Source organism: Lentilactobacillus diolivorans DSM 14421 (genome assembly GCF_001434255.1).
Classification (GTDB): Bacteria; Bacillota; Bacilli; order Lactobacillales; family Lactobacillaceae; genus Lentilactobacillus; species Lentilactobacillus diolivorans.
In genome coordinates, this window is record NZ_AZEY01000098.1 from 89307 (window position 1) to 112314 (window position 23008).

The window sequence follows — 23008 nt, forward strand, 5'->3', positions numbered from 1 at the left end:
ATAGCTAAGCAGTTTTAAACTAAAGGGGGCTGGGACAAAAGTAATTTTGTCCCAGTCTCTATTTGTGTAATCACGATTATTACCAGGTAAAAACGCGGGACAAAAGGCAACTTTCGGTCGTGTAACCGAATTATCCAAATATTCAAGATCAGAATATCTCGCTGAACTTGTTACTTAGTTAAAACATGGGCCAGCAAGCAGACCCCGGCCATACAAGCCTCCTAACTTGACATTCCAAAATCGGGAATATCAAGTTAGGAGGCTTATATTCTGGGGTCTAACCGCTTACCGGCCCACTCTGTTTTGTGTTGCAAAGCTGCCAACCTTAACGGACAGGTGGTGATCTGTTTTGTAGTTAGCTATTCTTGTTCATCCGTTAAATTTTTTCACAGAATTTTCATGATTTTTCCAAACCTATTTGCTATCTTTATCATTACTGATAATAGATAATCTTATTGGAAAATAGATTTGGAGGTGAAGTCAATAGAGAATGATATTAATTAATAAACACTAAACAATACTAAAATTTATTCTAATATTAGTAAAATAATGTTGGTCGATCAATCCGCGGTATATTAGGCTTTAAATTCGATAATAAAATTTATTTGTCGGATAACAAATCTTTACAGTTGATTTATACGGATGAATACGTTAATATAACTTTCTGTAAGCGTTACAAGATTCGTTATTTTTCAATTTATTTTATTTAAAAAGTCTTGTAAGCGCTGCTATTAAAGAGTTCTTAACTGACTGTTCAGAATTTGTAGTTTTGTAGATTTATACGATTTGTTATGTAACCCCTTTCAACCCTATGAAATGGGAAGCCAATAACTTCAGTCGTATGACACTGAGTTTTATAAGGAGAGAGAGAATGGATAAAGCTGCTGTTACAGAAAAGAAGATTTCAAGCAAGTTTATTTACTTCTTCGGTTCATTCGGAGGAATCTTGTTTGGTTATGATATTGGTGTGATGACAGGTGCGCTACCGTTTTTGCAAATTGATTGGGGCCTTCAAAACCAAGCGGGGATTGTTGGCTGGATTACGTCATCAGTTATGTTAGGTGCGATTTTTGGTGGAGCGATTGCCGGCCAGTTATCGGATAAACTTGGCCGTCGTAAAATGATTTTAATTTCTGCCATTATTTTTGCCCTTGGCTCCTTACTTTCAGGAATTTCTCCAAATAACCAAGGTGAATATTACTTAATTGCTGTTCGTGTCTTTCTTGGACTGGCTGTTGGGGCTGCTTCTGCGTTAGTGCCGGCCTATATGTCTGAGATGGCGCCCGCTAAAGCGCGTGGCAGTCTATCCGGATTGAATCAGACGATGATTGTGAGTGGGATGCTTCTATCTTATATCATTGATTTCTTACTTAAAGATTTACCGGAAAACTGGGCATGGCGATTAATGTTGGGTCTTGCCGCTGTCCCTGCCATTATCTTATTCTTTGGGGTTTATAAACTACCCGAATCACCACGGTTCCTTGTTAAATCAGGTCGTGAAGATGATGCTCGAAAAGTTTTAAGCTATATTCGTCAAAACGAAAATGAAATTAATACTGAATTAGATCAAATCAAGAAAACTGCTAACGAAGAAAAAAGTGTTTCCAAAGCAACATCATGGGCCACGGTCTTTAGTGGTAAATATCGTTACTTGGCTATTGCCGGAATTGGGGTTGCTGCTTTCCAACAATTCCAAGGTGCCAACGCAATCTTCTACTATATTCCGTTGATTGTTGAAAAGGCAACTGGTAAAGCTGCAAGTTCTGCTTTAATGTGGCCAATTATTCAAGGGGCAATCTTAGTCATTGGGTCACTGGTTTACATTGCGATTGCTGAGAAATTTAATCGTCGGACGCTGTTAATTATGGGTGGTACAGTAATGGGATTATCATTCTTGTTACCAACAGTTATTAACATGTTGATGCCAAATGCCAGCCCGATGATGATCGTGATTTTCCTTAGTATCTATGTTGCTGCCTATTCATTTACTTGGGCACCATTGACTTGGGTACTGGTAGGTGAGGTCTTCCCGTTAGCTATTCGAGGCCGTGCATCCGGTGCCGCTTCATCAGCTAACTGGATCGGATCATTTGCTGTTGGGTTGTTGTTCCCAATTATGACCGCACATATGCCACAGGATGCTGTATTTGCAATCTTTGGAGTGATCTGTCTCTTAGGTGTTTGGTTCATTCTTAAGGCCGTTCCCGAAACAAAGGGCCGTTCACTTGAGGAAATTGAGGAACAAGGAACTAGAAACAAATAAACTTAGTCGTTCATAGGTAAGCTTCCAATTAAAGAGTGAGGCAAAAAAACGCTTAGCTTCCACTCGGCAATAATCATGATGATACAAAACAGGACTGGACAAAATTACTTTTGTCTCAGCCCTGTTTTTGTGAGTTGAATTCTATAATTTATTTATATTCTTCGAATAATTTTTCAAAATTAACCGTCCCTAATCCTGAAGCTTGATTATAGACAGTGCCAGGCTGTCCGGTATAATACATGTTATTGTTATCAACCGTACTGTTTAAAGGATTAAACGGGGAATCTTGTGTTGTTGCCAATTGATAGATTTGTGCATTTAAGAATCCCATACGTGTATTTCGACCACTGTTTAAATCAGCAATTGCTCCTGCCATTTGTGGTCCAACAATACTGGTACCTGCTCTTAAAACCCAAGGGCTCCGTCTTTTTTCCTTTTGATATACAATATAAGGCGTCAAAACATCTGCATTAGCAGAGATATCTGGAAAGTTTCTTCCTTGACCCGTACCCGAAATAAGCGGTGCATTAAAGATTGGATAATTGTATTTTGTAAGTAATTTTCGAGCATTAAATGTATTCACACCAGGAACGCTTTGTTGATAGCTCGGTGTTGCATATGATTCGGAAAATCCGCCACCATCACCGACCGTGAGTCTAAGTCTAATCATAGGATTCTTTTTTACTAATTCAGGTTTACTTTGTAAAGGTTTCATGAGGCTTGATCCCCATGCCCGTTCAGTTTTGTTACTAATGTTTCCGAATTCTGAATATCCTAGCGTGGATCCCTTGTAAGAATAAGGTAACGTTGTGCCGCCACAACTTGTCAGCCAAGGGTTGGTAGTAACAATATCATTAGAATGCTGACTATATCCTAAGGTCGCATAATTTTTCTTGATTCGTTTCACATAATAATTTCCCGCGCCCGTATCACCGCTACCAACAAATGTCGAGATTCCTTGAAGATCACCTTGCGCAAATGTTAAGCTAAGAATTTTTAGATAGGCTTTAGGAAGCATTCCATACTTTTCCATTAAAGCATTAGTTTTGCTACTTTGAAGTCCCCAACTCATAGATAGAGAGCTGACTTTATTTTCATCATAAGCAGTGTTAAATAAACTTACAGTATTAAGAAGGCTTGGTACTGCACTTTTTTCGCGATACATTCGAATATTGGCTTGTGGTGCAACCGATCCTGCATATTCAACATCCATGGTAGCTTCCATACTGTCGTTTGAAACCATCTTTGGATTAAAGAAACTTCCTTGGACATTTTTTACCGTAAAACGATCTGGGGAAAGACCGGCGTGCTCATGCTTCCAAAAATGAAACACATTGCTTCTATGGATTTCCTCAAAAGAAACGATACCAACAGTGTTTCCTTTACCGTTAAAACCTCTTTCAAGCAATGAATTTAGATGATAAGTTTTTGTGAAGCGATTCGTATAACCACCCATCTTATGAACCAGAGAACTTGTTTTAGTTAACTGATCTGTATTAGGAAAGACATTATTATGACTATGGTCAGTCATTCCCACGATTGCTAATAAGCTGTTAGAAAGACTTTTAGGAAATTTGGGTCTCACTTTTCCGAATTGAAGTGGATTATGGTGATACTTAGCAGAATTTAAATTTGTTTTGAAAAGTTTACCGATTGTACCGGCTTTTCCGGACACAAAAATAACCCGTTTATTCTTTGATATGGTAGTTTTTAAACCATGTTTTTTCAAAAAAGATGTCCAGTCACTTATGACTGAATTTGATTGCCCGAATTTATTGCCGATTTCAGTTGGCGTCAGATAGTGCTTAAATTGACCATTCCCAGGAGTATTGACATCAAGTGATTCTTGGAAATATTGATGCTCGTGTTTAGGCTTTAAGAAAACATCAAAGGTAGTTTCTTGATCTGATTTGATTTTTGATGGTCGTTGTAGTTTCGATTTAGTTAAAATCTCATTAACTTGTGTATTATTTAACTGTTTTGCCTTTGCATTTACTTGAACATTGTTCATAATAATTCCGGTAATTACAGTTGAAATTGCCAGTATCGATAGCCAAAAACGCTTCATCTTATTCATATCCCACTCCCCCATTCTCCTATAATTCGTTTTCAGTATACATCAAATCAAATAATTTCTATAAAAGATACTCGTCATAAATCAATTCAATTAAAGGGCAATTCTGTATATACCTATTACTATTGTCTAAGAAATAAATAAGATCCATCCGAAGTAATCTCTCAATCCCGTTCAACATGTTACAACTGAGCCAGTAAAAACTATTCGGGGGATATCTTGATGAAACATCGTAAACTTATTTTTGGAGGTCTGGGAATCGCTGCACTTATCGGGATTGGATTGGTTTTTGTCAAAGCGACTTGGAGTCCCAACGAGGTACCAACTTCTGTCACCGAGGTTAAACAAACTGTGGCGCCAAATCACATTTACCAATCATATCGATTCCCATATAAACTAACTATTTCGACCCCAAAAGCCAAACTATACACTGCGCCTGCCGGAACTAAGGGGTCGCAATACTTGGGAACAGTCGGCACCAAACATCTCCAGAACCACATTACGGGTCGGATAAGAGATGATTTGAATCATAATCAGCGCGCTGGTTATATCAAGTTTAAGCAGGATGGTCACACCTATTGGATTAGCGCACAGCAAACGCGATTTCGCGGTTTAAATGCACTCAAAGGACATAACAAATCAATTGAAACAGCCATTAACGCCGGTCTAAAACTTGTTGGTCATTCTAAATACGACTATGGCGGCGGTCGAAATTCAGCCGATATCCGTCATCATCGCTTTGACTGCTCATCATTTGTGAGATATTGCTACGGTAAGGCTGGCATCACACTTGGAAATCTGGATAGCGTAACGACTTTTACGCTGGTTACAATGGGCAAGCCGGTTGGTTTTAATCATATGAAACGCGGCGATTTGTTCTTCTTCACAAATGCAAAGGGCCAAGTGAACTCACACGTTGCCATTTATTTAGGCGATCATTTATTCTTGCATGATCATGGTCAATCAGATACCGGTGGTGTCGGCATTACCTCGCTTAATGCACCCAGCTGGCGAAAAGAAACAAACGGAACGGTTAGACGAATTGTTAATTAGTCAATACTCATTTATGTCTCCTTCACTCGGAAAGAATGTTTTAATTAATCTAATTTGGGTTATAAAGAAGAGGCTGAGGCAAAAATAATTTTGTCCCAGTCCTGTTTTGTGTAATCACGATTATTACCGAGTGGAAACGTGCGCCAAAAGGCAACTTCCTGCCGCGTAACCGAATTATCCAAACATTCAAGCCCGGAATATTCGGATAATCCAATTACGCTCTGGAAGTTAACCGCCTTTCGTCCCACTCTCTTTGTTTATTATTGGGCTAAATGGGGACAAGACCTTTTTGCCTATCCGTAAGCCGACAATCATTTTTTATTAGCTTCTTTTTTGGAAAAACATGAAAACCTCAAACAGAAATAGGACGCCTACAAGAATCCCAATTACGCCAATAATTAGTGCATAGCCAAAGTTATGAAAGGGAGAAATTAGAAAAATAACGCCCAATCCATTCGAAGCCAATCCGATAAGCGTTAGTAAAACTTCCAAACCGATTTTCAATGGCTGACTCTCGGTTACGTGAACCCACTTTGATAAAAGTAACCATGTGATACCGCCGAGAAGAATCACTAAAATTAATAAATAGAGCGTGAAATCACTCCAGATTTGCATGATAGGCCTCCTGTGGTTATTATAGCAAATCCTGGACGTTTTCCTTGATGATCGGAAATCCGTGTTGAGGGTAAATGTACAAAAAGTGTCAGTAACGTTTGGCCATATAAGGTACTTAGTCCCAGATATCCTCTGTGGTTAATGTTTTGGGTTACAGAGATTAAACGTGTAAAAGAGCCGCAACTTCCGGCCAGATATCCCAATATGGTTAATGTTTTGGGCTACCCAGCCAAAATGAGCAAAAGAGCCACAACCCTCGGCCATATAAGCTACTTAGTCCCAGCTGTCCTCTGTGGTTAATGTTTTGGGTTACCGAGACTAAACGTGCAAAAGAGCCGCAACTTCCGGCCATATAAGCTCCTCAAACTAATATCCCCCAAAAACGGGAATATTAGTTTGAGGAGCTTATATTCTGGAAGCTACCCGCGGCTTTTTGCACTCTCCTACTTCAGCAACGCCTTAATCACCGCTTCGCCCACACCCGTTGCCGAATTTGGGTTTTGGCCCGTAATTAGTTTGCCGTCCGTTACCACATTGGGTTGGAACGGATCACTCTTTGAAAAATCCGCTCCCGATTTTTTTAACTCATCCTCTGGTAGAAACGCGACATCATTAGTTAAGCCGTTTAGTGCCTCTTCGTCATTTGTAAAGCTGGTTAGTTTTTTGCCATGGACGAATCGTTTGCCGTCAGTTGTTCGCATTGCCAGCAATCCTGAAACGCCCACACAATTTGCAGATAAAACGCCGCCCCTTTCGTAGATTGATGACGCAATCTTTGCCAAGTCCTTATTTTCAGGAAAATCATACATTGCACCGTGACCACCTGCGTAGTAGATGACTTGATAGTCGTCCGGATTGACATCAGCTGGCTTCAGCGAATTTGCCAAGTGGACGTTTCTGGTCTTATCGTCCAGATAGAAGTTCCAATCAATAGAATCCATATCATCTGGTGCTAAACTTAAAGGATCTATGGGGACGTAACCGCCATTTGGGCTGACATAGTCAACATCGATTTCATTTTCTTTCATCACATTATCGAAGTGGGCTGCCTCGTGAAACCATAAGCCGGTGGCTCGGTCCATTTCACCAAATTTGGGATGATTTGTGACGACAATTAATGCTTTCGTCATATATTGCATTACCTCACTTTGAATTCGTAGGTCTAACATTGTCCGTGGGAGATAATAACCCTATTGACGAAATTAAGCAAATCTTAACTCTGAGTTCGCATAAATGTTATGAATAATATAGAAAGTTTCTGATTTTTGAGGTCAGGATAAACGATGTCTCAAAGCGCAATTCCAGTAAGAAATGCCATGTCGCTATTGTCTGGAAGCGGTTTAGTATGTTATTATCAGTGCAACTTGTACATATTAGTTATGGTTAACTTAGCTAAATAAAATAATGGCAAGTGATGACTTTTTGCGTATATAAGTATTGTAACCTTACCATCGTCCATAAGGAGGAAAACATGGCAGATACAGATACAATTTTGCAAGTTGAGCATCTTAATAAGAGTTTTGGCTCTAAAAAAGTATTACAAGATGTTTCATTTACAGTTCAACGCGGACACATTGTTGGATTAGTAGGTCCTAACGGTGCCGGTAAATCAACAATCATGAAAGCTATTTTGGGCTTATTCAATTATTCAAGTGGTCATATCAGCATTGATGGTGAAGCTGTTTCACCAACTAGCCACAAAGCAATGGATAAAGTCGGGGCATTAATTGAATATCCAGGGATTTATCCGTTTTTAACCGGGTATCAGCATTTGAAATTATTTTCAAAAGATGGGACGCCTAAAGCTCAGATCATGGATATTGTTGATAAGATGAAAATGGGCGGTTACATTAATCGAAAGGCAAAGACCTATTCGCTGGGAATGAAACAAAAGCTGGGGATTGCGTTGGCATTGGTTAATCGGCCGGACTTAGTTATCCTTGATGAACCAATGAACGGATTAGATCCACAAGCCAACAAGGACTTGCGGACAATTATTCTTGATTTGGCCAAACAAGGAACGACATTCTTAATTTCAAGTCATATTTTGAGTGAACTGGAAAAGTTGGTTGATGATTTAGTCGTGATTGATAAGGGCCAGATTGTTTATCAAGAAAGTATGGCAGCTTTGGAAAACGGCAGCGCTAAGTTATTGATTTTAAAGACATCCAACGATTCGAAGGCTAAAGATATTTTAACGCAAAATGGTTACGAACTTAGTCAATCTGATCAAGTTGCAGTGGTGGAAAAAGCAGATACGAAGATGCCTGATATTATCAAACTATTATCAGCTAGTGACATTGATATCGATGATGTTCAGCATGTTCACAGCGACTTGGAAACTTCATTATTGAAACTGTTGCAAAACGATAAAGTAAAGGAGTCGTAGGCTGAAATGATAACTTTAATTAAAGAAGAGAGCTTTAAATTACTGCATAAACGAAGTACGCCGGCAATTACAATTATTTTGTTGGTCCTTATGACCGCCTTTGGCGTACTTGCTAAGTCTTATCCGAAGTTTTATTCGCCACGGACATTATTCGTGCAATCATTTACTGGTGATTCTTGGGTGGTTTTATTTATGATTGCGGCATGTAGTTCAATTATTGCCATGGAATTTCAATATGGGACGATTAAAGAGGTGCTTTATCGGAAATATTATCGTGGCCAAATTTTAGTTAGTAAATGGTTAACAATGCTGATTTATTCGATTTATCTCTTTGCCTTAGTGTTCGTTTATTCACTGATTTTGAAATTCGTTTTGTTTAACAATACGTTTGATCTTGGCAGGAAATACGGAGCTGAACATAGTGTCTTTACGTCATTTTCTTATACCTTAATTGGTGATTTTGTGGGTTTGTGGCTGATTTTAAGTTTGGTTTTGTTACTTGCTAATATCTTCAAGAGTTCGGCTGCTGCGATTTCGGTCGGAATTATCGGGTATTTTGCCCTTGGAGTTATTGCTGGTCTCATGACGTTAGCCATTCAAAAATGGAACTGGTTAAAATGGAATCCATTGAATATGATGAATTTGTCAGGTCAAATGAACACCCCATCAATGTCTAAGGTGACGATGTTGTCGACACCCGAATTGGCATGGGGAAGTTTGGCTTACACGGCGATCTTCTTGGCAATTAGTTACGTTGTCTTTAAGCGTCGCAGTGTTTAGTTATTTGATCATCTTGTGAATCATTATTGAGTACTATTTAGAAAAGCGGGGCTGAGACAAAAGAAATTTTGTCCGGCCCCGTTTTGAGTTATCATGATTATTACTTAGTGGAACGTGAGGAAAAGAACAGCCCCCCTACACTCTGTTTTGATATTCGGGAACATTTATTAAATCTAGAATTCAGTTATGAACGATCACTGACCGAGTTAGATCGAGTCTTAAAAATAAGGTAAACCGTATACAGAACCAGCCAAATCAAAATATTGGTCAGTGTTCCCCCACCAAATAAACTAATTCCGGTAAGATTGAAAATCTGACTCGCAAATGATCCGATATAAGCGGCCACGATATAACCACCGTCAGCGATCAGGATTAATTTGAAGTTAGTCATATTGATGGCATCCAGAGTGGGCTGTTTACGAAAATCATCCGTCAATCGAAACAACCCAAGGGCAACTCCAAACCGGGCTGCCAGGGTGATCAGTAGTATTAACCAAAAGAAGATAATCTCCCACAGGGAAGCGTCTGTCATACCAGCGTCGATTAGTTGTTGCATCATGAACGAGTGAATGGTTGGAATGGACATTAATAGGAAACCAAAGATGGAAATGAAGGTAAACAAGACAAGTCGGATTCCGAGAATAATAGAAAAAACAGCAGCAATGCCATAAAGAATGTTCAGAGATTGGTTCGAGCGTTTAGCTGAAATCATCATAAGTCACTCCCTTCTTGTCGTTATTTTATGCCATTCGTTACTCTGCATAAAGAAATAACCACTTTTATATTTGAGGATAAAAGTTGAGAAGCCGATTTTGATATGTGCAGAATTTTCTTCGTTTATTTGAATAAAATCGAACTGATAATTCATGATTTGGAGAAAGCGACTTTCTGTTGCACCCACAATATATTGTGCCATAAATGTACATAACACATATATATTGTATTTCAAGGCTTTCTTTTATTCTTTTATGAGATAAACTAAAGGGTAGTGAAATCGAATAAATAAGCAGAAAGCGGTGGGCGAAATGGCTTCAGCAACATCATTATCAGAGGAACGAATAGCAAGGTTACCAAAATATGCCGGTGTTAAAGTTGCCACATCCCTATTTGATTGGCATCAGCTTGGTGAGACTTCCTGGAATTGGAATGTTAATCCAGCCGCCATGCAGGAATTAGCGTCTGTTGGTGGCCGGATTCCGTCATTCTCCGGTCATTTGTCAGATAAGACAATTCTCAAGTTGTTGGCCGCTCAAATGGAAAAAAGTAATCGGCGTTCGGCTTTATTGGCTCATTATCAACAGGCAATTAATTGCATTGCAGTGCAGTGCTTGTTCCTGATAATGTCCGGTTGCATCACAAGTTGAACTTAACTATTGATGCGGATAGCAGCCACCCGGAAGCTTTAACAGTAGTCACGGTGATGGGAAGCAATAGTAGGCTCAGTTTAAATCAAGACATTGAAGTGAGTGGCATGGCGAACTGTGTCAGTGTCATTGTTGATGGTACGGTCGGCACGAGTAGTCAGTTAAATGCGACGACGATTGTCAGAAGTCACCAGCAGGTTGATATGACAATTGTCGCCAATCAAGAATTATCAGCCAAAGCATCCAATAATTGGTCAGTCATGGCAGCCACAAAGGGTGCGTTATTAGGAGATGTTAAAGTTAACTTGAACCAAACGGGCAGTCGAGCTGAACTGAGTACATTGGGAATCAGTGAAGATCAAGAGGTTGGTCTACCGACAGAAGTGAACCATTTGGCACCGCATACGGTTAGCAAGGTAAATGTTTAGACGATCTAATCAGACCATTTATTTGTGATATTCTGTGGAGCGAAGAAAAAATGGAAAAGGCGAGACGGTGATAGATGGGGGATTTCCCCCACCTGTCACTGTCTCGCTTTTTTTTATTTCAAAATGTGATGATTATTTAAGATAGTTCCGTTTTCGTTCAAATAAGAGACTGGCAAGTGCTGCAATAACAGCAAATGGAAGTGCCGTTTTATACAGTTTCATAAAGGCGTTTGTCATGTTTTGCTTAGTGTTGGACTTGATTACTTTTGCAATTGCGCTAATTTGAAGATTTTGTTTTGCGACCGTCTTTTTGACAAGTTTTGCAATTTTGGTGTGAATCAAGGCTTTTTGTTTTTTTGGCATCATTTTAGCATTTGGAATTTTGGCAATGGCTTGTTGATAATTGGATTGAATGAGTTGGCTGGTCTTTTTAGGCGTGATGCCCTGAGCACTATTTGAATCAGTTGTCTTACCATTGTCTGAGATGGCTTTTTTGACGTTAGCTGCGACATCGGTTTTTGCTTTGGTAGATAGCTGAGTGGTCTCAATTTGGGTGTTGGCTTGAGTGATGGACTGACTTCTTGCAGTAGCCAAGTTCGCGGTTAGAGCAGAAACAAAGATGGCGACTGCAAGTAACGTGCCAACTTGGCGAAACACGCCAAGGACGCTTTGGGAGGCGGAAAGGAGTTTTCCAGTAAAATTTGAAGCGCCCAAAACAACGAGGGGACCGGCGATAATGCCAAAACCACCACCAATTAACACTAGACTAATTATTGTTTGACCATAGTTTGCCGGATTGATAACTGAAAGGACAATGTAGCCGATGATTATTTGAAGAAAGCCTACCGAAACTAGTAACCGAGGCCCAATTTTATCGTTTAATAAACCGCCAATTGGTGAAAAAATAAAAATCATGAGTGATGTTGGCGTAATCATAAAGGCAGCAATAAGCTCTGATTTATTAAGAATATTCGTGAAAAAAGTGGGCATGATGACCAAGACCGCGACTAAGAAAATTTCTGTTAAAACGGTGACAAGAGAAGCGCCGGTGAATTGACGGCTTTTGAATAGCGTTAATGGGACCATCGGATCTTTGGTAAAATGTTCAGCGACAATAAAACCAATCAGAGAAATAACAGCCGCTATAAATAATCCAACGATAATATGGCTGGACCATCCCCAGTCATTGCCTTTAACTAAGGCCAAAGTTAAGCTGAATAATGTGCCCATTGAAAATAACATGCCCCAGAGATCGATCTTGGCCTTAAATTGGTGTTCGTTTTTTAACGGTAGTAGGACAACACATAGAATTAGAACGATTAAAATGAGTGGCAGGTTGATCAGGAAGACGTAGCGCCAACCCAGATATTGAGTGACAACACCACCAATGGTCGGGCCAAAGGCTGAGGCGAATCCTTGGGTTACACCCAGTGCGGCTAGAATGCCTGTTCGATGTTTCACGTCGGCTGTTGAAATACCGATAGTCATGCTTGCGGGAAAGATAATTGCAGCGCCCAGACTTTGGATACCTCGACCGGTGATTAAGAATCCGGCACGATTAGCTGATCCGGATAGTAGAGATCCCAGTGCGAAAAGAATTAAACCAAATACGTACATCTTATTTCGTCCCACAATGTCGGCAATTCGACCAAATGGAATAGTAAAAACCGCAAATGTGATTGTGTAGATATTTAAAGCCCATGATAAGTTCCCCAAGTTTACCTTGAGGTCGCTCTGAATGGCTGGCAACGCAATATTCATAACAGTTGTATCCAGCATACATAAGAAGATACCGATCATCATGGAAAAGATAATGAGTTTTTGTTTTTTGTGCATAAGATTTTCTCCCTGTAAAGTAAGTATGGTTAAGCGGAGAATGACGTTATCTGTCTTTGACCCTCGCTTGCTTTCATACATTAACATGCTGTATCCTTATCAGAAATAAATAGGTTACAAAAGGGAGGGAATTGTAAACCATGTCTCCACACGAAGTTAAAGAACAAAAACTAACAGCGACATTTAAGGCATTAATAAAGTTACTAAAATCAAAGCGGTTTGAGGATATTTCAATCACGGAGTTGACTCGAACGGCCGGTGTATCGCGGACTTATTACTATCGTAATTTTAAAACATTGGATGATGTGATATCAGCTTATGAAATGCTGAGGATTATTCAGTATCTTCGGCAGTTACCAAATAATCCCGTAAAATTAACTTTCGAGACGATGATGACCCACTATTTTCAATTAGTTGCCGATGATGCGGATGATCAGCTTACTTTAATTGCTGCTGGTAAGGAACAAGTGATTATTAAGGCGTTTAATACGTCTTATCATTATTTGCAAAAAGATAATGTTGAGCAAATTGATGAATATGACTATGATTTCCTATCCGGAGCGGTTGTTAATGTTTCAATTCACTGGTTGAAAAATGGCATGGTTGAATCGGCCGAACTAATGGGGAAAAAGATTCGGCAGTTCCTGTAGTTGCTAATTCTCTTATTAAAAATAGAAGAGTTAGCCGTTACTTATCAGCTGTCGTTGACCTGATTTTTGAGTATAATAAATTGTGCTAAACGTTTTCGGCTTATTTAGAGTGACCATTAGCCATTGTTTTGACAGATCAACCGAGGGGAGTTTGATTATTACCATGACCTTTTACACCTATAATTATTTGCACGCGACTCAGCACACTTGGCAGTACGCGCGGGTAATTGTGATCAGTATTTTAGTCGTTATCTTTATTCTATTCATGCTTCATTATCTACGAAACAAAATGGATATTAAATATAAAGACCTAAGTGTGATTATCGCAACGTTGCTTTTATTAATTTTGGGGATGCAGTATGACGATTACAGCAACATCAAGTCATCGTCGCAGCAGACCGGCCAGATGACAACTTTAGTTAAGGAAGTTGCCAAACGGTTGGATGTCCAGACAGATGAAGTAAGCGTGAATGCCACGTCTCAAAATCAAAACTTGTTGGTAAAGACGCCAAAGGGGTACTATCGAGTTGATTTTAATACTGATGGCAGCCAGTTTGTTCTTGAAAAGGTGGATTTACACCAGGCAAATAATATTCAAGTGGAGGATAAATAATGTTTACATATTCAGATGTCACAATGAAGTTAATTGTTGGATTTGCATTTATCACCGTCCTGATTAACTTGACCGGAAAGGGAAATCTCGCGCCAACTTCGGCAATGGACCAGCTGCAAAACTATGTCCTTGGTGGCATTATCGGTGGTGTGCTCTATAACCCGGCAATTACAATGGCCCAATTTGTGGTTGTTTTGCTGCTTTGGTCATTGTTGATTTTGGTGACTCGCTATTTAAAAACTCATATTCACTGGTTTGGCAAGTTTGTTGAAGGTGAGCCGATTACAATTGTTCGAAACGGCGAACTGTTGGTTGAAAATTGTTTAAGAGCTAATTTATCAGCCAAGGATGTTGATTTTAAATTGCGAACGGCTGGTGTTTATGACTTTTCAGAGGTTAAACGGGCAATTGTGGAACAAAACGGTTCGCTAACAGTTTTGCGTCATGGTGACGGTAGTATTCGCTACCCGGTCATTGTCGACGGTCAGATTGATCCCGATGTCCTTGATATTATGGAAAAAGACGAAGACTGGTTGATGAGGATGTTGAAGCAACAGGGAATCGATAATGTTAAGGATGTCTATATGGCAACTTACCGGGATAATAAGATGACAATTGTGAGTTATAAATAAAGATTCGTTTGGATAAGCATTGCCAATTAAGCCATTTTAAGCGGTCATCAACAATAGATAAAAAATCAGACCCTCAATTTAGAATCCTGAAGTTTACTAAGCTGACTTTCCGTTACATTTCTTCAAAGTTCCACATGAAACATTGCTTGAATCAGTTATTTTTCAATGGATTAGCTTATTTTTCCAAACTAACAGGCTGATCCCTTTTTGCTTGACCGGCTTGTTATAAAATCTAACACTACGAAAATTTGAAGTTGAAGTGAGACCTAAGAAAAACTGTATGAATAAACAATGAAAGCGATAGAAATGATTGAGTATTGACGTGAAGATGTCATAAACGTATTTTTATGCAAATTTTCTTGGTTGAACACATTGACTTCTCATCATTTTGTTATATGATTAAGTTTAACTTTTAGCAAGATCGTTGGAAGTCAATTCGGTGTTGATTTATCAACAAACTAAACTCTCGGAGGTAGTAAAATGGAATTAGATGAAATTAATCCAAACGTGTTAAATGTCAAACCATCTGCCATGCGAAAATTTGATCATGATATTAGTTCAGATCCTCAAATCGTTAAGTTAACGCTGGGCGAACCAAACTTTAATGTTCCAGAGCATATTAAAAAAGCAGCTCATGAGGCCATTGATAAAAACGAATCTCATTATGCGTACTATTGGGGTGTTGAAGAGCTTCGCGAAGCAGCATCTAATTACTACCGAGATAAATTTGGCTACCATTACACGAAGGATCAAATTGTGGTTACGGTTGGCGCAACTGAAGCTTTATCGTCAACGGTTAAGACTTTGTTTAAACCTGGCGATGCTGTTATTTTACCAACGCCGGCTTACCCACTCTATAACGCGCTATTAACATTAAACGATTTAAAGACGATCTTAATTGATACGAGTGATTCTGGATTTGTATTAACCCCGGAAAAAGTGCAACAGGCGATTTCTGATTATCCCGATTACAATATTAAAGGGTTGATTTTGACTGATCCCAACAATCCAACCGGTGTGGCTTACACGCAAGAGCAGATTGAAAATTTGGCACCTGTCTTAAAAGACAATGGTATCTGGGTGATTAGTGATGAAATTTATGGTGAACTGACTTATGGTCAAGCACACTATTCGATTTCGAAGCTATTGCCGGATCAAACCATTGTGATTAATGGTTTATCCAAGTCACACGCAATGACCGGCTGGCGGATTGGTTTTGTTTTTGGCCCAACTGGGTTTATTGATCAAATTGCCAAGGTGCACCAATTTACGGTCACGACACCAACTTCAATTGTTCAATATGCATCGATTGAGGCACTGACAAATGGTCAAAACGATGCGGCAGCGATGAGAAAAGAATATCTGAAGCGGCGGGACTTTGTCGCAAAAGAGATGAAAGAAGCCGGTTTTGATGTTGTCCATCCCGGTGGGGCATTCTACGTCTTTGCCAAGATTCCGGCTGGATTGCATATGGATAGTTGGGATTTTGTGAAGACATTAGCCAAGGAATATCATATCGGCTTAATGCCTGGGGATGCTTTTGGCGATAACGCGTATATCCGAATTAGTTATGCTGCTAGTGATGAAGCATTAAGTACCGCAATGAAAGCCATTAAACAGATGGTAAAAGATAAGACAAAGGAAAAAGTATAGGATTCCAGTCATTATAAAATCAACTTACCTTTAGAAAAAAAGACCGTTGCAGTTGATGTCAGTTTGTGACACTCACTGCAACGGTCTTTTAAAATATTAAAAATTAATGGTGGACGGGTACATGGGACTGTTGATAAGGTACATGTGATGAAACAGGCCTTAGAGATACGTTAATTGGAAAAATGTATTGGGATGGAACCGATTTTGATCAAACCCCTATTCTCAATAATGATTGGACACAGTCGTTAACAGAAATTGAGAATTTGCAAATCTTCGGTGATGAATTGTATATTACGGTGACTCAGCATCAAAGCCCAACGAAAGTTACGTATATCGAGTAGACAAATCTGATTTTTAACTATTACTTTTAGCTTTTAATCCAAAGAAGCCAGAAATGGACTGTTTATCCATTCCTGGCTTCTTTGTTTTGTAATAAAAAAGAATTTCTAAATCGATTTTGTCACAAATAAATACATTTAAATCAAGATAAAACTAATAATGGCGATTAGTTCTTTGGTGGCATTAATATTAATGCACCAGATCCGTAATAGCTGCTTGAGTATGGATAAGCATAGATCCCCATTCGCCAATTTTGTAGATCATTAATTGACTTTCCCAGTTTGGTTTGCAAAGCATTTGTGATTGCGGTTTTTACGTAAGGGCCATAGTTTTGTGGGCTTTGAAGGAGAGGATTGACTGATTGATCATCAAAGATAACCAGTTTGTGTTGTGGCCCTAATACACGGTCTAGCATGTTAGAATATTCGTCGAAATCATCGCCCGTTATATTCTCACCATAGGCGTTGGCTAGTGATTGAAGCTGTTGATCGGATTCTAATCCAGGGAGTTGATTAATAAGTTGTTGCTCTAATTCAGCGGAATTATTTAGGCTGCGAGCAGGGTTCCATCCCTTGGTTAAGTAGCCTCGATAAATATAGCCGTTAACATTACCGATACTAGATACACGATAGAATATTTTACGTTTTGTGCCTTGTCTTAGTTCAACACTCTTTTCAAGCCAAAAACTAGTTCGAGGGTAATTTTTTAAATTATGAAGTCGCTTGGTATGATGCAGGTTCCACATGTATACATTACCCTTTTTATTGACATAATATGGCGTGGATAAAGCTGATCGTGAATGAGTGTAATCCCTGGTTTTAATCACCTGCCAGGCAGCCGCATCAGCAGGTTGTTGGTTGGCGATAAATCCTAAGCAACTTGTTAAACCACCTAATGTTAAAGCGATTAAGAATGTTTTTTTCATTTCTATCATCTCAGCTTTCAAATCCATTATATCGCTAATTAAGGTGGTTATTCATTTTGGTTAGCAAAAACCGTTTCCCAGTTAAACGAGAAACGGTTTGGGATTTGATATTAACGATGGCGATTATTTATCTTATTTTAGACGATGATAATTGTGAGAACGTGTTTAAGGCTACGTATATCAATTCTAGTCAAGTTCTCAATCGCCTCTAAGCTTGCCGATCATTCGTTATAATTACTTAGAACCAAAGTTGGTCGTCTTTTGCACCATTTTCTTGGACAAAGGCAACATACAAGGTATCGAACGGCTTAGTAATCATGTCTTGGATCGTTAAACCAATCTTCTATTTTTTGGGGGGTATCTAAACGTTCTACAGGAGTATTTTTTGAAAGCTGCTGGATTTCATAGGCATCTTTATCATCTTGATTCGGTGTTAAGTCAAATGGAATTCCGCCGGTGCTAATGACCTTTCGATAAAAGGCGTTGATCGCTGCGGTGGGAGTTAAACCGACCTTATTAAAGATATCTTCTGCTTGATTGGCAACGGTTTGATTAATACGAATTTGAATGAGCTGATTGGGTTCTTGTTTTTGGGGCTTAGGGTCCATTACGAATATTCCTTTCATCTTTTATTTCCAAGACTATGATGTGTTATTGGTAACAAAATATGTTGCTGGTTTCCTGCCGATATGGAACCAGTTAAGCTGTTTAGAAAACAGTTTGCTCACTGATGATCATACAATACGTAAAGGACTAAATGACCATCACCAAAAGTAATATTAGAAAACAGATTTCAATAAAAGCCACAGAAAGGATACCACCGTCGTCATAAAATTTGCTGAAGACAATGCCACTTATTGTTTTGAAAATGCTGTATAGGAAGATGATGATATAAAGCCCAAGAATCACTCTACTGATCCCTTCGTTGACATCAAAAGCTGAAAGAATGCTAAATGACAAGATACAAAAGAAGTCCAGCAGTCCCCAAAGATAGATATTTTTGGAAGTTGGACGACTGATTTTATTCATAGTGATCTCCTCCAAACTATTCGGTTACTTTTTCTTCAGAATATACCCATTGTGAAATATGTTCAAATAAATAGGTCTATAAATTGTCTATCTATTTGAAGAGGGGTTCTGAGCAATTAACGTTATTGGTCCGTCGAAAGTTATTGATTAACTTTGTCACAATTTAAAGATTTGATAACCTTTTTGCTGAACTTGAATTAGAACCTGATCTATCCTGTAAAAGTTGTTAGACTGTGATTAACGATTGAGAATATTTTGAGATTACAATTGAAGGATAAACAGAAGAGGGGGTTAATAGTCGTGCTTAAAAACGGCGAACATAAAAAGTTGAAACTTACATTAATAACATTATTTGTTATTGCGGCTGGTGTCGTCTTTTTGTTTTTTTACATGGGCTTTAACGTGAAATATGATTTACGTTGTCAAGTTAACTCATACTTGGCAACCCCTACAAAAAGGAATCACAGAATTCTAAAGAAGATATCCGCTAATTGAAGCACCTTTATTTTCTTAAAAAACGCTCCCGGTAACAAAGTTAGCAGCCTTTCAGATGCGAAGGGTGGCGATTTCAACGATGAATACTTTGCCTGTTCAATTAACGATAAACAAACAGATTTAGTGATGACCAAGAAAAATGGATACTGGCATGTGACATCAATTCAAGTATCCAGGTAACAAAAGTTGGAAAGTGATGAAATCAAATCAAAATTAGATCCGGCCAAAAACTGATTAAACAGTCTTAACCGGATCTAATTTTAGATTATTTTTTTACGTATGTTCTATAACAGAAATTATTTGATAAGATTTTCAGCATAGTACAGTTTGATTGTATCGCCGTACTTGGCATTAGCATTGGCTTGCTTAGTTTTATTAGCATCAAATTTCCAACTTGGCGTAACGAGTTGGCCGTTGGCGCTTACTTGATTGCCAGTTAAAGCGGCTAATCTTCCAGTCGTGAAGATGCTGTTATCAAACAACGTTGGTGCAATTGTAGCTTGGGTTGAACTGCTGAAGAGACCCTGTTCAGTTGTGGTTAATTGTGGATATGAATTTTCAACCAGTGCTGAATTTGGAATCGGATTACCTGTGTTTGAATCATAGTATGTCAGTTGTGATGCATACTTTTGAACCGCTTGATCAACATAAACCGAGTAGGTGCTGCCAACGGTAACATTGGTGTAAGGATGACTTGGATCTTGCGTCTTACTTACTGTATAGCCGGTAGGAACGTTCTTATTGGCAACATCTTCAAGTTGAGTGGCATTGGTTAAGATATCAGTTAGTTTAGCACCATTAGTTAGCTTAGCGCCACTTCTCAAGTCACTGTTTTGGATAATCCAGTTGTATGTTTGACCAACCTGTTGACCTGAAGCATTTAAATAATTAATTTGAACGCTATTATCTTTGGTAGGTGTCGTAGTTGGTGTCGTTGGCGTTATCGGTGTTGTACTTGTTGGTGCGGTCAGGCCGCCAGCAAATACCCAACCAGTAACCGCTGAATTGTTGTCATCTGTGACTTGATAATATAACCAACCTTCACGGGTTTTGGTTGCAGCACCGGTAATGGTAAAGGTATCGCCGGTTTTGTAGCCGCTCATATCAGCTGCCTGAGCTTTATACTGGCTCCACTTTGGATTAACCCAGAGTGAATTCTTGGCGGCGTTCGTTAAAGTATATCCCTTGGTGATAGTTGGTAGACCAGCTTGGGTCATTGTGTTTGTGGATGAGATACCACCGCCAAAGGTGTTTGTACTTTTGCCGCCGTAGATCCAGCCACGAAGATTACCATTGAAGGAGACAACCTTGTAATAAACAGAACCGCGGTTGGTTGTTGCGACCCGGTATGCCCGGAAATATTGTTGCGAACTATTTGAGCTGCCATATGATGATAAGGTCCCCTTACCAGCAATGACTCGGGCACCACGTAAGGTACCAGCTTTAGTATACAAAGCGTTGGTGCCGTTTGTCGCCACGTTGCGGGTGGTTGGGTCAGTTGTTAATGTTGAGTTCGAATTCACAGTTGCGTAAGTTTTGGCACTAGCGTTGGTTGCGGCAAAACCCGTTGCGGTAACCATGGAGAGTGCGGCCAAGCCAACGTAAAGTGACTTTTTTAAATTAGATTTCATATTCTTTATGCCCCCATATCTGATTTGCGCGATATTTCTATCACAACTCCAATGTAACACCAGGTAGAAACGAAGGCCTAATTTTAACACTGAGTTTAGCCAAATGGGCATTTTCTTGGGATAATCTTAAGAAGTGTGACAGATAAAAATCCGCTGGTCAACGAATTTCATAACTCGTTTAGATCAGCGGATTTTTATCTGATTCATTAAGCGTGGTTTTCTTTAATGGTTAATGACAGGCTAAGCGCCAAAATTGCAAATACTAATGGGAAAATGAGACCGACGTGGACACCGGTTGTAAAAGCAACCTGATGACTGGCGGTACTAGATAATTGTTGACCAAATGCCAGTAAACTAGTCGCGATCGCGGTGGCAATCGCACCAACAATTTGTTGAAAGGTATTCATAATTGTGCTGCCGTCACTGGAAGTTCGTTGATCTAATGCACCGAGGCCAAACGTTTGGGCCGGCGACATCGATAGTGGGACACCGACCATCATAATGATGTGTGCCATGATGACATACCAAACCGGTGATGTCGAAGTGGCGAATAATAAGGCGATGATCCCAATAATGGTGATGCCAAATCCCAATGTGGTTAGTAATCGTGGGCTGACTGTATCAGAAGATCGACCGGCGATCGCGGAAACAATTGCGTTGACGATGCCACCAGGCAGCATGACAATTCCAGTTAACGCAACCGGGATGGCTAATCCATTTTGCCAGAACATTGGTAGAAGGTACATCGATGATAAAATGATCCCGAAGTCCAACATAACCAGAATGGCACCGGTCCGGAACTGTTTGTTGGCAAAAACTTTGAAGTTTAATATTGGCGTGGCTGATTTAACTTGGCGATGAATATACCAGCCAAGTAAAATAACCGCAACAACAAGGGTTCCCAGCACACTGGGGGAAGTCCAGCCGGAGTCGCTGGCCAGGCTGACGCCAGTTACCAGGCCGCCAAATCCCAGTGTTGATAGTAAAATTGAAAAACTGTCAATTTTTGGTTTCGTAATGGTTCCGACGTTTGGCAGATATTTGAAAGCCAAAAAAAAGCCAATTAATAAAAATGGGACGAACAACCAAAAAATCCACTGCCATGAAAGGATTCCTAAGATCATTCCGGCCAAAGTCGGGCCAATGGCTGGGGCAAACATAATGACCAAGCCAATCATCCCCATTGCGGATCCTAATTTATAAGGTGGGAAAATTAAGGTTGCAACTGTGAACATTAACGGTAAAATCAAGCCGGTCGCAATTCCTTGAATCATTCGACCAATTAGCAGCATGCCAAAGCTGGGAGCCAGTGCAGAAATGGTGGCTCCAACCATGAAGTCAATTAAAGCGAATAGAATAATTTGACGAGTCGAGAAAATTCGGCTGAGTAGACTTGATAATGGCAAAACAATTCCAATAATGAGCATGTAGCCAGTAACCAACCATTGGATAGTCCCAATATTGACGTGCAACTGAGTCATTAAGGTTGGCAGGGCGATGTTGAGGGATGTTTCGCTGAGCATTCCCACAAAGCCACCAATCAGCATTCCCAGCATGGCCAGAAACGGGCGGGTAACCGGTTTGGCAGCTTGTTTTGGCTCTGCAGCTTCATCGGCTGTATTTAAAGATTTTTCCATTTAAGTAATGACGCTCCTTTTCTGAAAACAATTCTGTAACGACAATTGATTACATTACCATAGTTGGGAGTTTTTCGTAAGTGTTTTCTGGTATAGAGTGTGACAGCAAGCGGTTAACTCCCAGAATATAAGCCCCTTAATCGAATAATCTGGGTCTGAATATTGGATTAAGGGGCTTATATGGCCGGGATCTGCTTTCTGTCGGCTCTTTCCATGCTTCAACGAGCAGGTAAGGATATTTAGACCACAAAAATCACGAAAACGCTATGGAATCCTTTTTACATTTTGAAATCTTATTTGTAAAACCATTAAATAAGAATGTCGCTCAACCGTGGAAAGAGCCTTTCTGTCACACGTTTCAGCCAAGTAAACAGGCCACCGAACATTCAAAGTTTGAATATTGAGTTAAGGGCTTATATGATTGGGAGATAGTCGTCCTTTGTCACCCATTTCAGCGCTGTAACTTGGGGAACATGGAGATTTCAAAATTAAAAGCTTTGCCGATTAAGGGCTACACGTGGCAGTTTCAATTAATAAAAAATTTGATTGAAAAAATGATTACGCCAAAAAATCCTTTTTATCCTGTCATAATTGCCGGCTAT

20 protein-coding genes are annotated in these 23008 nt (G+C 39.5%); 10 read left to right on the plus strand and 10 right to left on the minus strand.

Annotation, left to right across the window (positions count from 1 at the left end; translation table 11 throughout):
* Window positions 1–871: 871 nt before the first annotated feature.
* A complete protein-coding gene (locus FC85_RS12245) occupies window positions 872–2263 on the plus strand; it encodes a sugar porter family MFS transporter (RefSeq protein ID WP_057865823.1) in 1392 nt (463 codons plus the stop codon).
* A gap of 148 nt (window positions 2264–2411) precedes the next feature.
* Here FC85_RS12245 and FC85_RS12250 read toward each other — a convergent pair whose 3' ends face one another.
* A complete protein-coding gene (locus FC85_RS12250) occupies window positions 2412–4340 on the minus strand; it encodes a S53 family peptidase (RefSeq protein ID WP_057865824.1) in 1929 nt (642 codons plus the stop codon).
* A gap of 219 nt (window positions 4341–4559) precedes the next feature.
* On the opposite strand from FC85_RS12250, the gene FC85_RS12255 reads away from it, so the two are divergent.
* On the plus strand, window positions 4560–5390 hold the full coding sequence (locus FC85_RS12255; protein WP_057865825.1) for a C40 family peptidase: 831 nt from the start codon (window positions 4560–4562) through the stop codon (window positions 5388–5390).
* 321 nt (window positions 5391–5711) lie between these two features.
* On the opposite strand, the gene FC85_RS12260 is transcribed toward FC85_RS12255, so the two are convergent.
* The gene (locus FC85_RS12260) at window positions 5712–6005 is read right to left on the minus strand and encodes a hypothetical protein (RefSeq protein WP_057865826.1); all 294 of its coding nucleotides are present in this window, start codon (window positions 6003–6005) and stop codon (window positions 5712–5714) included.
* Between the two features lie 443 nt (window positions 6006–6448).
* Window positions 6449–7135 (minus strand): type 1 glutamine amidotransferase domain-containing protein, encoded by a 687-nt coding sequence (locus FC85_RS12265; protein ID WP_057865827.1) that lies wholly within the window; start codon window positions 7133–7135, stop codon window positions 6449–6451.
* Between the two features lie 341 nt (window positions 7136–7476).
* Between FC85_RS12265 and FC85_RS12270 the strand changes: the two genes are divergently transcribed.
* Both FC85_RS12270 and FC85_RS12275 read left to right on the plus strand, forming a co-directional pair.
* Complete coding sequence (locus tag FC85_RS12270; RefSeq protein ID WP_057865828.1) at window positions 7477–8394, plus strand: ABC transporter ATP-binding protein; 918 nt, start codon at window positions 7477–7479, stop codon at window positions 8392–8394.
* Window positions 8395–8400: 6 nt separating this feature from the next.
* Window positions 8401–9174 carry an ABC transporter permease gene (locus tag FC85_RS12275; protein ID WP_057865829.1) on the plus strand — a complete coding sequence of 258 codons (774 nt, stop codon included), beginning with the start codon at window positions 8401–8403 and terminating at the stop codon, window positions 9172–9174.
* Between the two features lie 184 nt (window positions 9175–9358).
* Here the strand turns inward: FC85_RS12275 and FC85_RS12280 are convergent, their stop codons facing one another.
* On the minus strand, window positions 9359–9889 hold the full coding sequence (locus FC85_RS12280; protein ID WP_057865830.1) for a hypothetical protein: 531 nt from the start codon (window positions 9887–9889) through the stop codon (window positions 9359–9361).
* 310 nt (window positions 9890–10199) lie between these two features.
* Here FC85_RS12280 and FC85_RS12285 point away from each other — a divergent pair, with 310 nt between their 5' ends.
* Together FC85_RS12285 and FC85_RS12290 are read left to right on the plus strand one after the other, a co-directional pair.
* On the plus strand, window positions 10200–10538 hold the full coding sequence (locus tag FC85_RS12285; protein ID WP_057865831.1) for a hypothetical protein: 339 nt from the start codon (window positions 10200–10202) through the stop codon (window positions 10536–10538).
* A complete protein-coding gene (locus FC85_RS12290) occupies window positions 10535–10966 on the plus strand; it encodes a SufD family Fe-S cluster assembly protein (protein ID WP_057865832.1) in 432 nt (143 codons plus the stop codon). The genes FC85_RS12285 and FC85_RS12290 overlap by 4 nt, the downstream gene beginning before the upstream one ends.
* A gap of 132 nt (window positions 10967–11098) precedes the next feature.
* Here the strand turns inward: FC85_RS12290 and FC85_RS12295 are convergent, their stop codons facing one another.
* Window positions 11099–12802 carry an MFS transporter gene (locus tag FC85_RS12295; RefSeq protein ID WP_057865833.1) on the minus strand — a complete coding sequence of 568 codons (1704 nt, stop codon included), beginning with the start codon at window positions 12800–12802 and terminating at the stop codon, window positions 11099–11101.
* A gap of 140 nt (window positions 12803–12942) precedes the next feature.
* Between FC85_RS12295 and FC85_RS12300 the strand changes: the two genes are divergently transcribed.
* From FC85_RS12300 to FC85_RS12315, 4 genes are all read left to right on the plus strand, one after another.
* Window positions 12943–13452: a TetR/AcrR family transcriptional regulator gene (locus tag FC85_RS12300; RefSeq protein ID WP_057865834.1), complete on the plus strand. Its 510-nt coding sequence runs from the start codon at window positions 12943–12945 to the stop codon at window positions 13450–13452.
* A gap of 163 nt (window positions 13453–13615) precedes the next feature.
* Window positions 13616–14065 carry a DUF3290 domain-containing protein gene (locus FC85_RS12305; protein WP_057865835.1) on the plus strand — a complete coding sequence of 150 codons (450 nt, stop codon included), beginning with the start codon at window positions 13616–13618 and terminating at the stop codon, window positions 14063–14065.
* The gene (locus FC85_RS12310; RefSeq protein ID WP_057865836.1) at window positions 14065–14697 is read left to right on the plus strand and encodes a DUF421 domain-containing protein; all 633 of its coding nucleotides are present in this window, start codon (window positions 14065–14067) and stop codon (window positions 14695–14697) included. Before FC85_RS12305 ends, FC85_RS12310 begins: the two co-directional genes overlap by 1 nt.
* A gap of 480 nt (window positions 14698–15177) precedes the next feature.
* Window positions 15178–16350 (plus strand): aminotransferase class I/II-fold pyridoxal phosphate-dependent enzyme, encoded by a 1173-nt coding sequence (locus FC85_RS12315; protein WP_057865837.1) that lies wholly within the window; start codon window positions 15178–15180, stop codon window positions 16348–16350.
* A 505-nt stretch (window positions 16351–16855) separates the two neighbouring features.
* Here the strand turns inward: FC85_RS12315 and FC85_RS12320 are convergent.
* From FC85_RS12320 to FC85_RS12345, 5 genes are all read right to left on the minus strand, one after another.
* Window positions 16856–17614 carry a hypothetical protein gene (locus FC85_RS12320; RefSeq protein WP_057865838.1) on the minus strand — a complete coding sequence of 253 codons (759 nt, stop codon included), beginning with the start codon at window positions 17612–17614 and terminating at the stop codon, window positions 16856–16858.
* Window positions 17615–17922: 308 nt separating this feature from the next.
* Complete coding sequence (locus FC85_RS12325; protein ID WP_225427583.1) at window positions 17923–18240, minus strand: type II toxin-antitoxin system RelB/DinJ family antitoxin; 318 nt, start codon at window positions 18238–18240, stop codon at window positions 17923–17925.
* Between the two features lie 127 nt (window positions 18241–18367).
* Window positions 18368–18643, minus strand: coding sequence for a hypothetical protein (locus tag FC85_RS12330; RefSeq protein ID WP_057865840.1), 276 nt, complete (start codon window positions 18641–18643; stop codon window positions 18368–18370).
* Window positions 18644–19434: 791 nt separating this feature from the next.
* Window positions 19435–20769, minus strand: a complete 1335-nt coding sequence (locus FC85_RS12340; RefSeq protein ID WP_057865842.1) for a hypothetical protein — start codon at window positions 20767–20769, stop codon at window positions 19435–19437.
* Between the two features lie 206 nt (window positions 20770–20975).
* Window positions 20976–22406 carry a DHA2 family efflux MFS transporter permease subunit gene (locus tag FC85_RS12345; RefSeq protein ID WP_057865843.1) on the minus strand — a complete coding sequence of 477 codons (1431 nt, stop codon included), beginning with the start codon at window positions 22404–22406 and terminating at the stop codon, window positions 20976–20978.
* Window positions 22407–23008 lie beyond the last annotated feature (602 nt).

What these genes read in the sequence shown, in the direction of transcription:
- FC85_RS12345 (WP_057865843.1), bottom strand. Translation starts at nt 22,406, where the DNA reads ATGGAAAAATCTTTAAATACAGCCGATGAAGCTGCAGAGCCAAAACAA.
- FC85_RS12245 (WP_057865823.1), top strand. Translation starts at nt 872, where the DNA reads ATGGATAAAGCTGCTGTTACAGAAAAGAAGATTTCAAGCAAGTTTATT.
- FC85_RS12340 (WP_057865842.1), bottom strand. Translation starts at nt 20,769, where the DNA reads ATGAAATCTAATTTAAAAAAGTCACTTTACGTTGGCTTGGCCGCACTC.
- FC85_RS12275 (WP_057865829.1), top strand. Translation starts at nt 8,401, where the DNA reads ATGATAACTTTAATTAAAGAAGAGAGCTTTAAATTACTGCATAAACGA.
- FC85_RS12270 (WP_057865828.1), top strand. Translation starts at nt 7,477, where the DNA reads ATGGCAGATACAGATACAATTTTGCAAGTTGAGCATCTTAATAAGAGT.
- FC85_RS12325 (WP_225427583.1), bottom strand. Translation starts at nt 18,240, where the DNA reads ATGAAAGGAATATTCGTAATGGACCCTAAGCCCCAAAAACAAGAACCC.
- FC85_RS12255 (WP_057865825.1), top strand. Translation starts at nt 4,560, where the DNA reads ATGAAACATCGTAAACTTATTTTTGGAGGTCTGGGAATCGCTGCACTT.
- FC85_RS12265 (WP_057865827.1), bottom strand. Translation starts at nt 7,135, where the DNA reads ATGACGAAAGCATTAATTGTCGTCACAAATCATCCCAAATTTGGTGAA.
- FC85_RS12310 (WP_057865836.1), top strand. Translation starts at nt 14,065, where the DNA reads ATGTTTACATATTCAGATGTCACAATGAAGTTAATTGTTGGATTTGCA.
- FC85_RS12250 (WP_057865824.1), bottom strand. Translation starts at nt 4,340, where the DNA reads ATGAATAAGATGAAGCGTTTTTGGCTATCGATACTGGCAATTTCAACT.
- FC85_RS12285 (WP_057865831.1), top strand. Translation starts at nt 10,200, where the DNA reads ATGGCTTCAGCAACATCATTATCAGAGGAACGAATAGCAAGGTTACCA.
- FC85_RS12280 (WP_057865830.1), bottom strand. Translation starts at nt 9,889, where the DNA reads ATGATGATTTCAGCTAAACGCTCGAACCAATCTCTGAACATTCTTTAT.
- FC85_RS12260 (WP_057865826.1), bottom strand. Translation starts at nt 6,005, where the DNA reads ATGCAAATCTGGAGTGATTTCACGCTCTATTTATTAATTTTAGTGATT.
- FC85_RS12295 (WP_057865833.1), bottom strand. Translation starts at nt 12,802, where the DNA reads ATGCACAAAAAACAAAAACTCATTATCTTTTCCATGATGATCGGTATC.
- FC85_RS12320 (WP_057865838.1), bottom strand. Translation starts at nt 17,614, where the DNA reads ATGAAAAAAACATTCTTAATCGCTTTAACATTAGGTGGTTTAACAAGT.
- FC85_RS12300 (WP_057865834.1), top strand. Translation starts at nt 12,943, where the DNA reads ATGTCTCCACACGAAGTTAAAGAACAAAAACTAACAGCGACATTTAAG.
- FC85_RS12330 (WP_057865840.1), bottom strand. Translation starts at nt 18,643, where the DNA reads ATGAATAAAATCAGTCGTCCAACTTCCAAAAATATCTATCTTTGGGGA.
- FC85_RS12315 (WP_057865837.1), top strand. Translation starts at nt 15,178, where the DNA reads ATGGAATTAGATGAAATTAATCCAAACGTGTTAAATGTCAAACCATCT.
- FC85_RS12305 (WP_057865835.1), top strand. Translation starts at nt 13,616, where the DNA reads ATGACCTTTTACACCTATAATTATTTGCACGCGACTCAGCACACTTGG.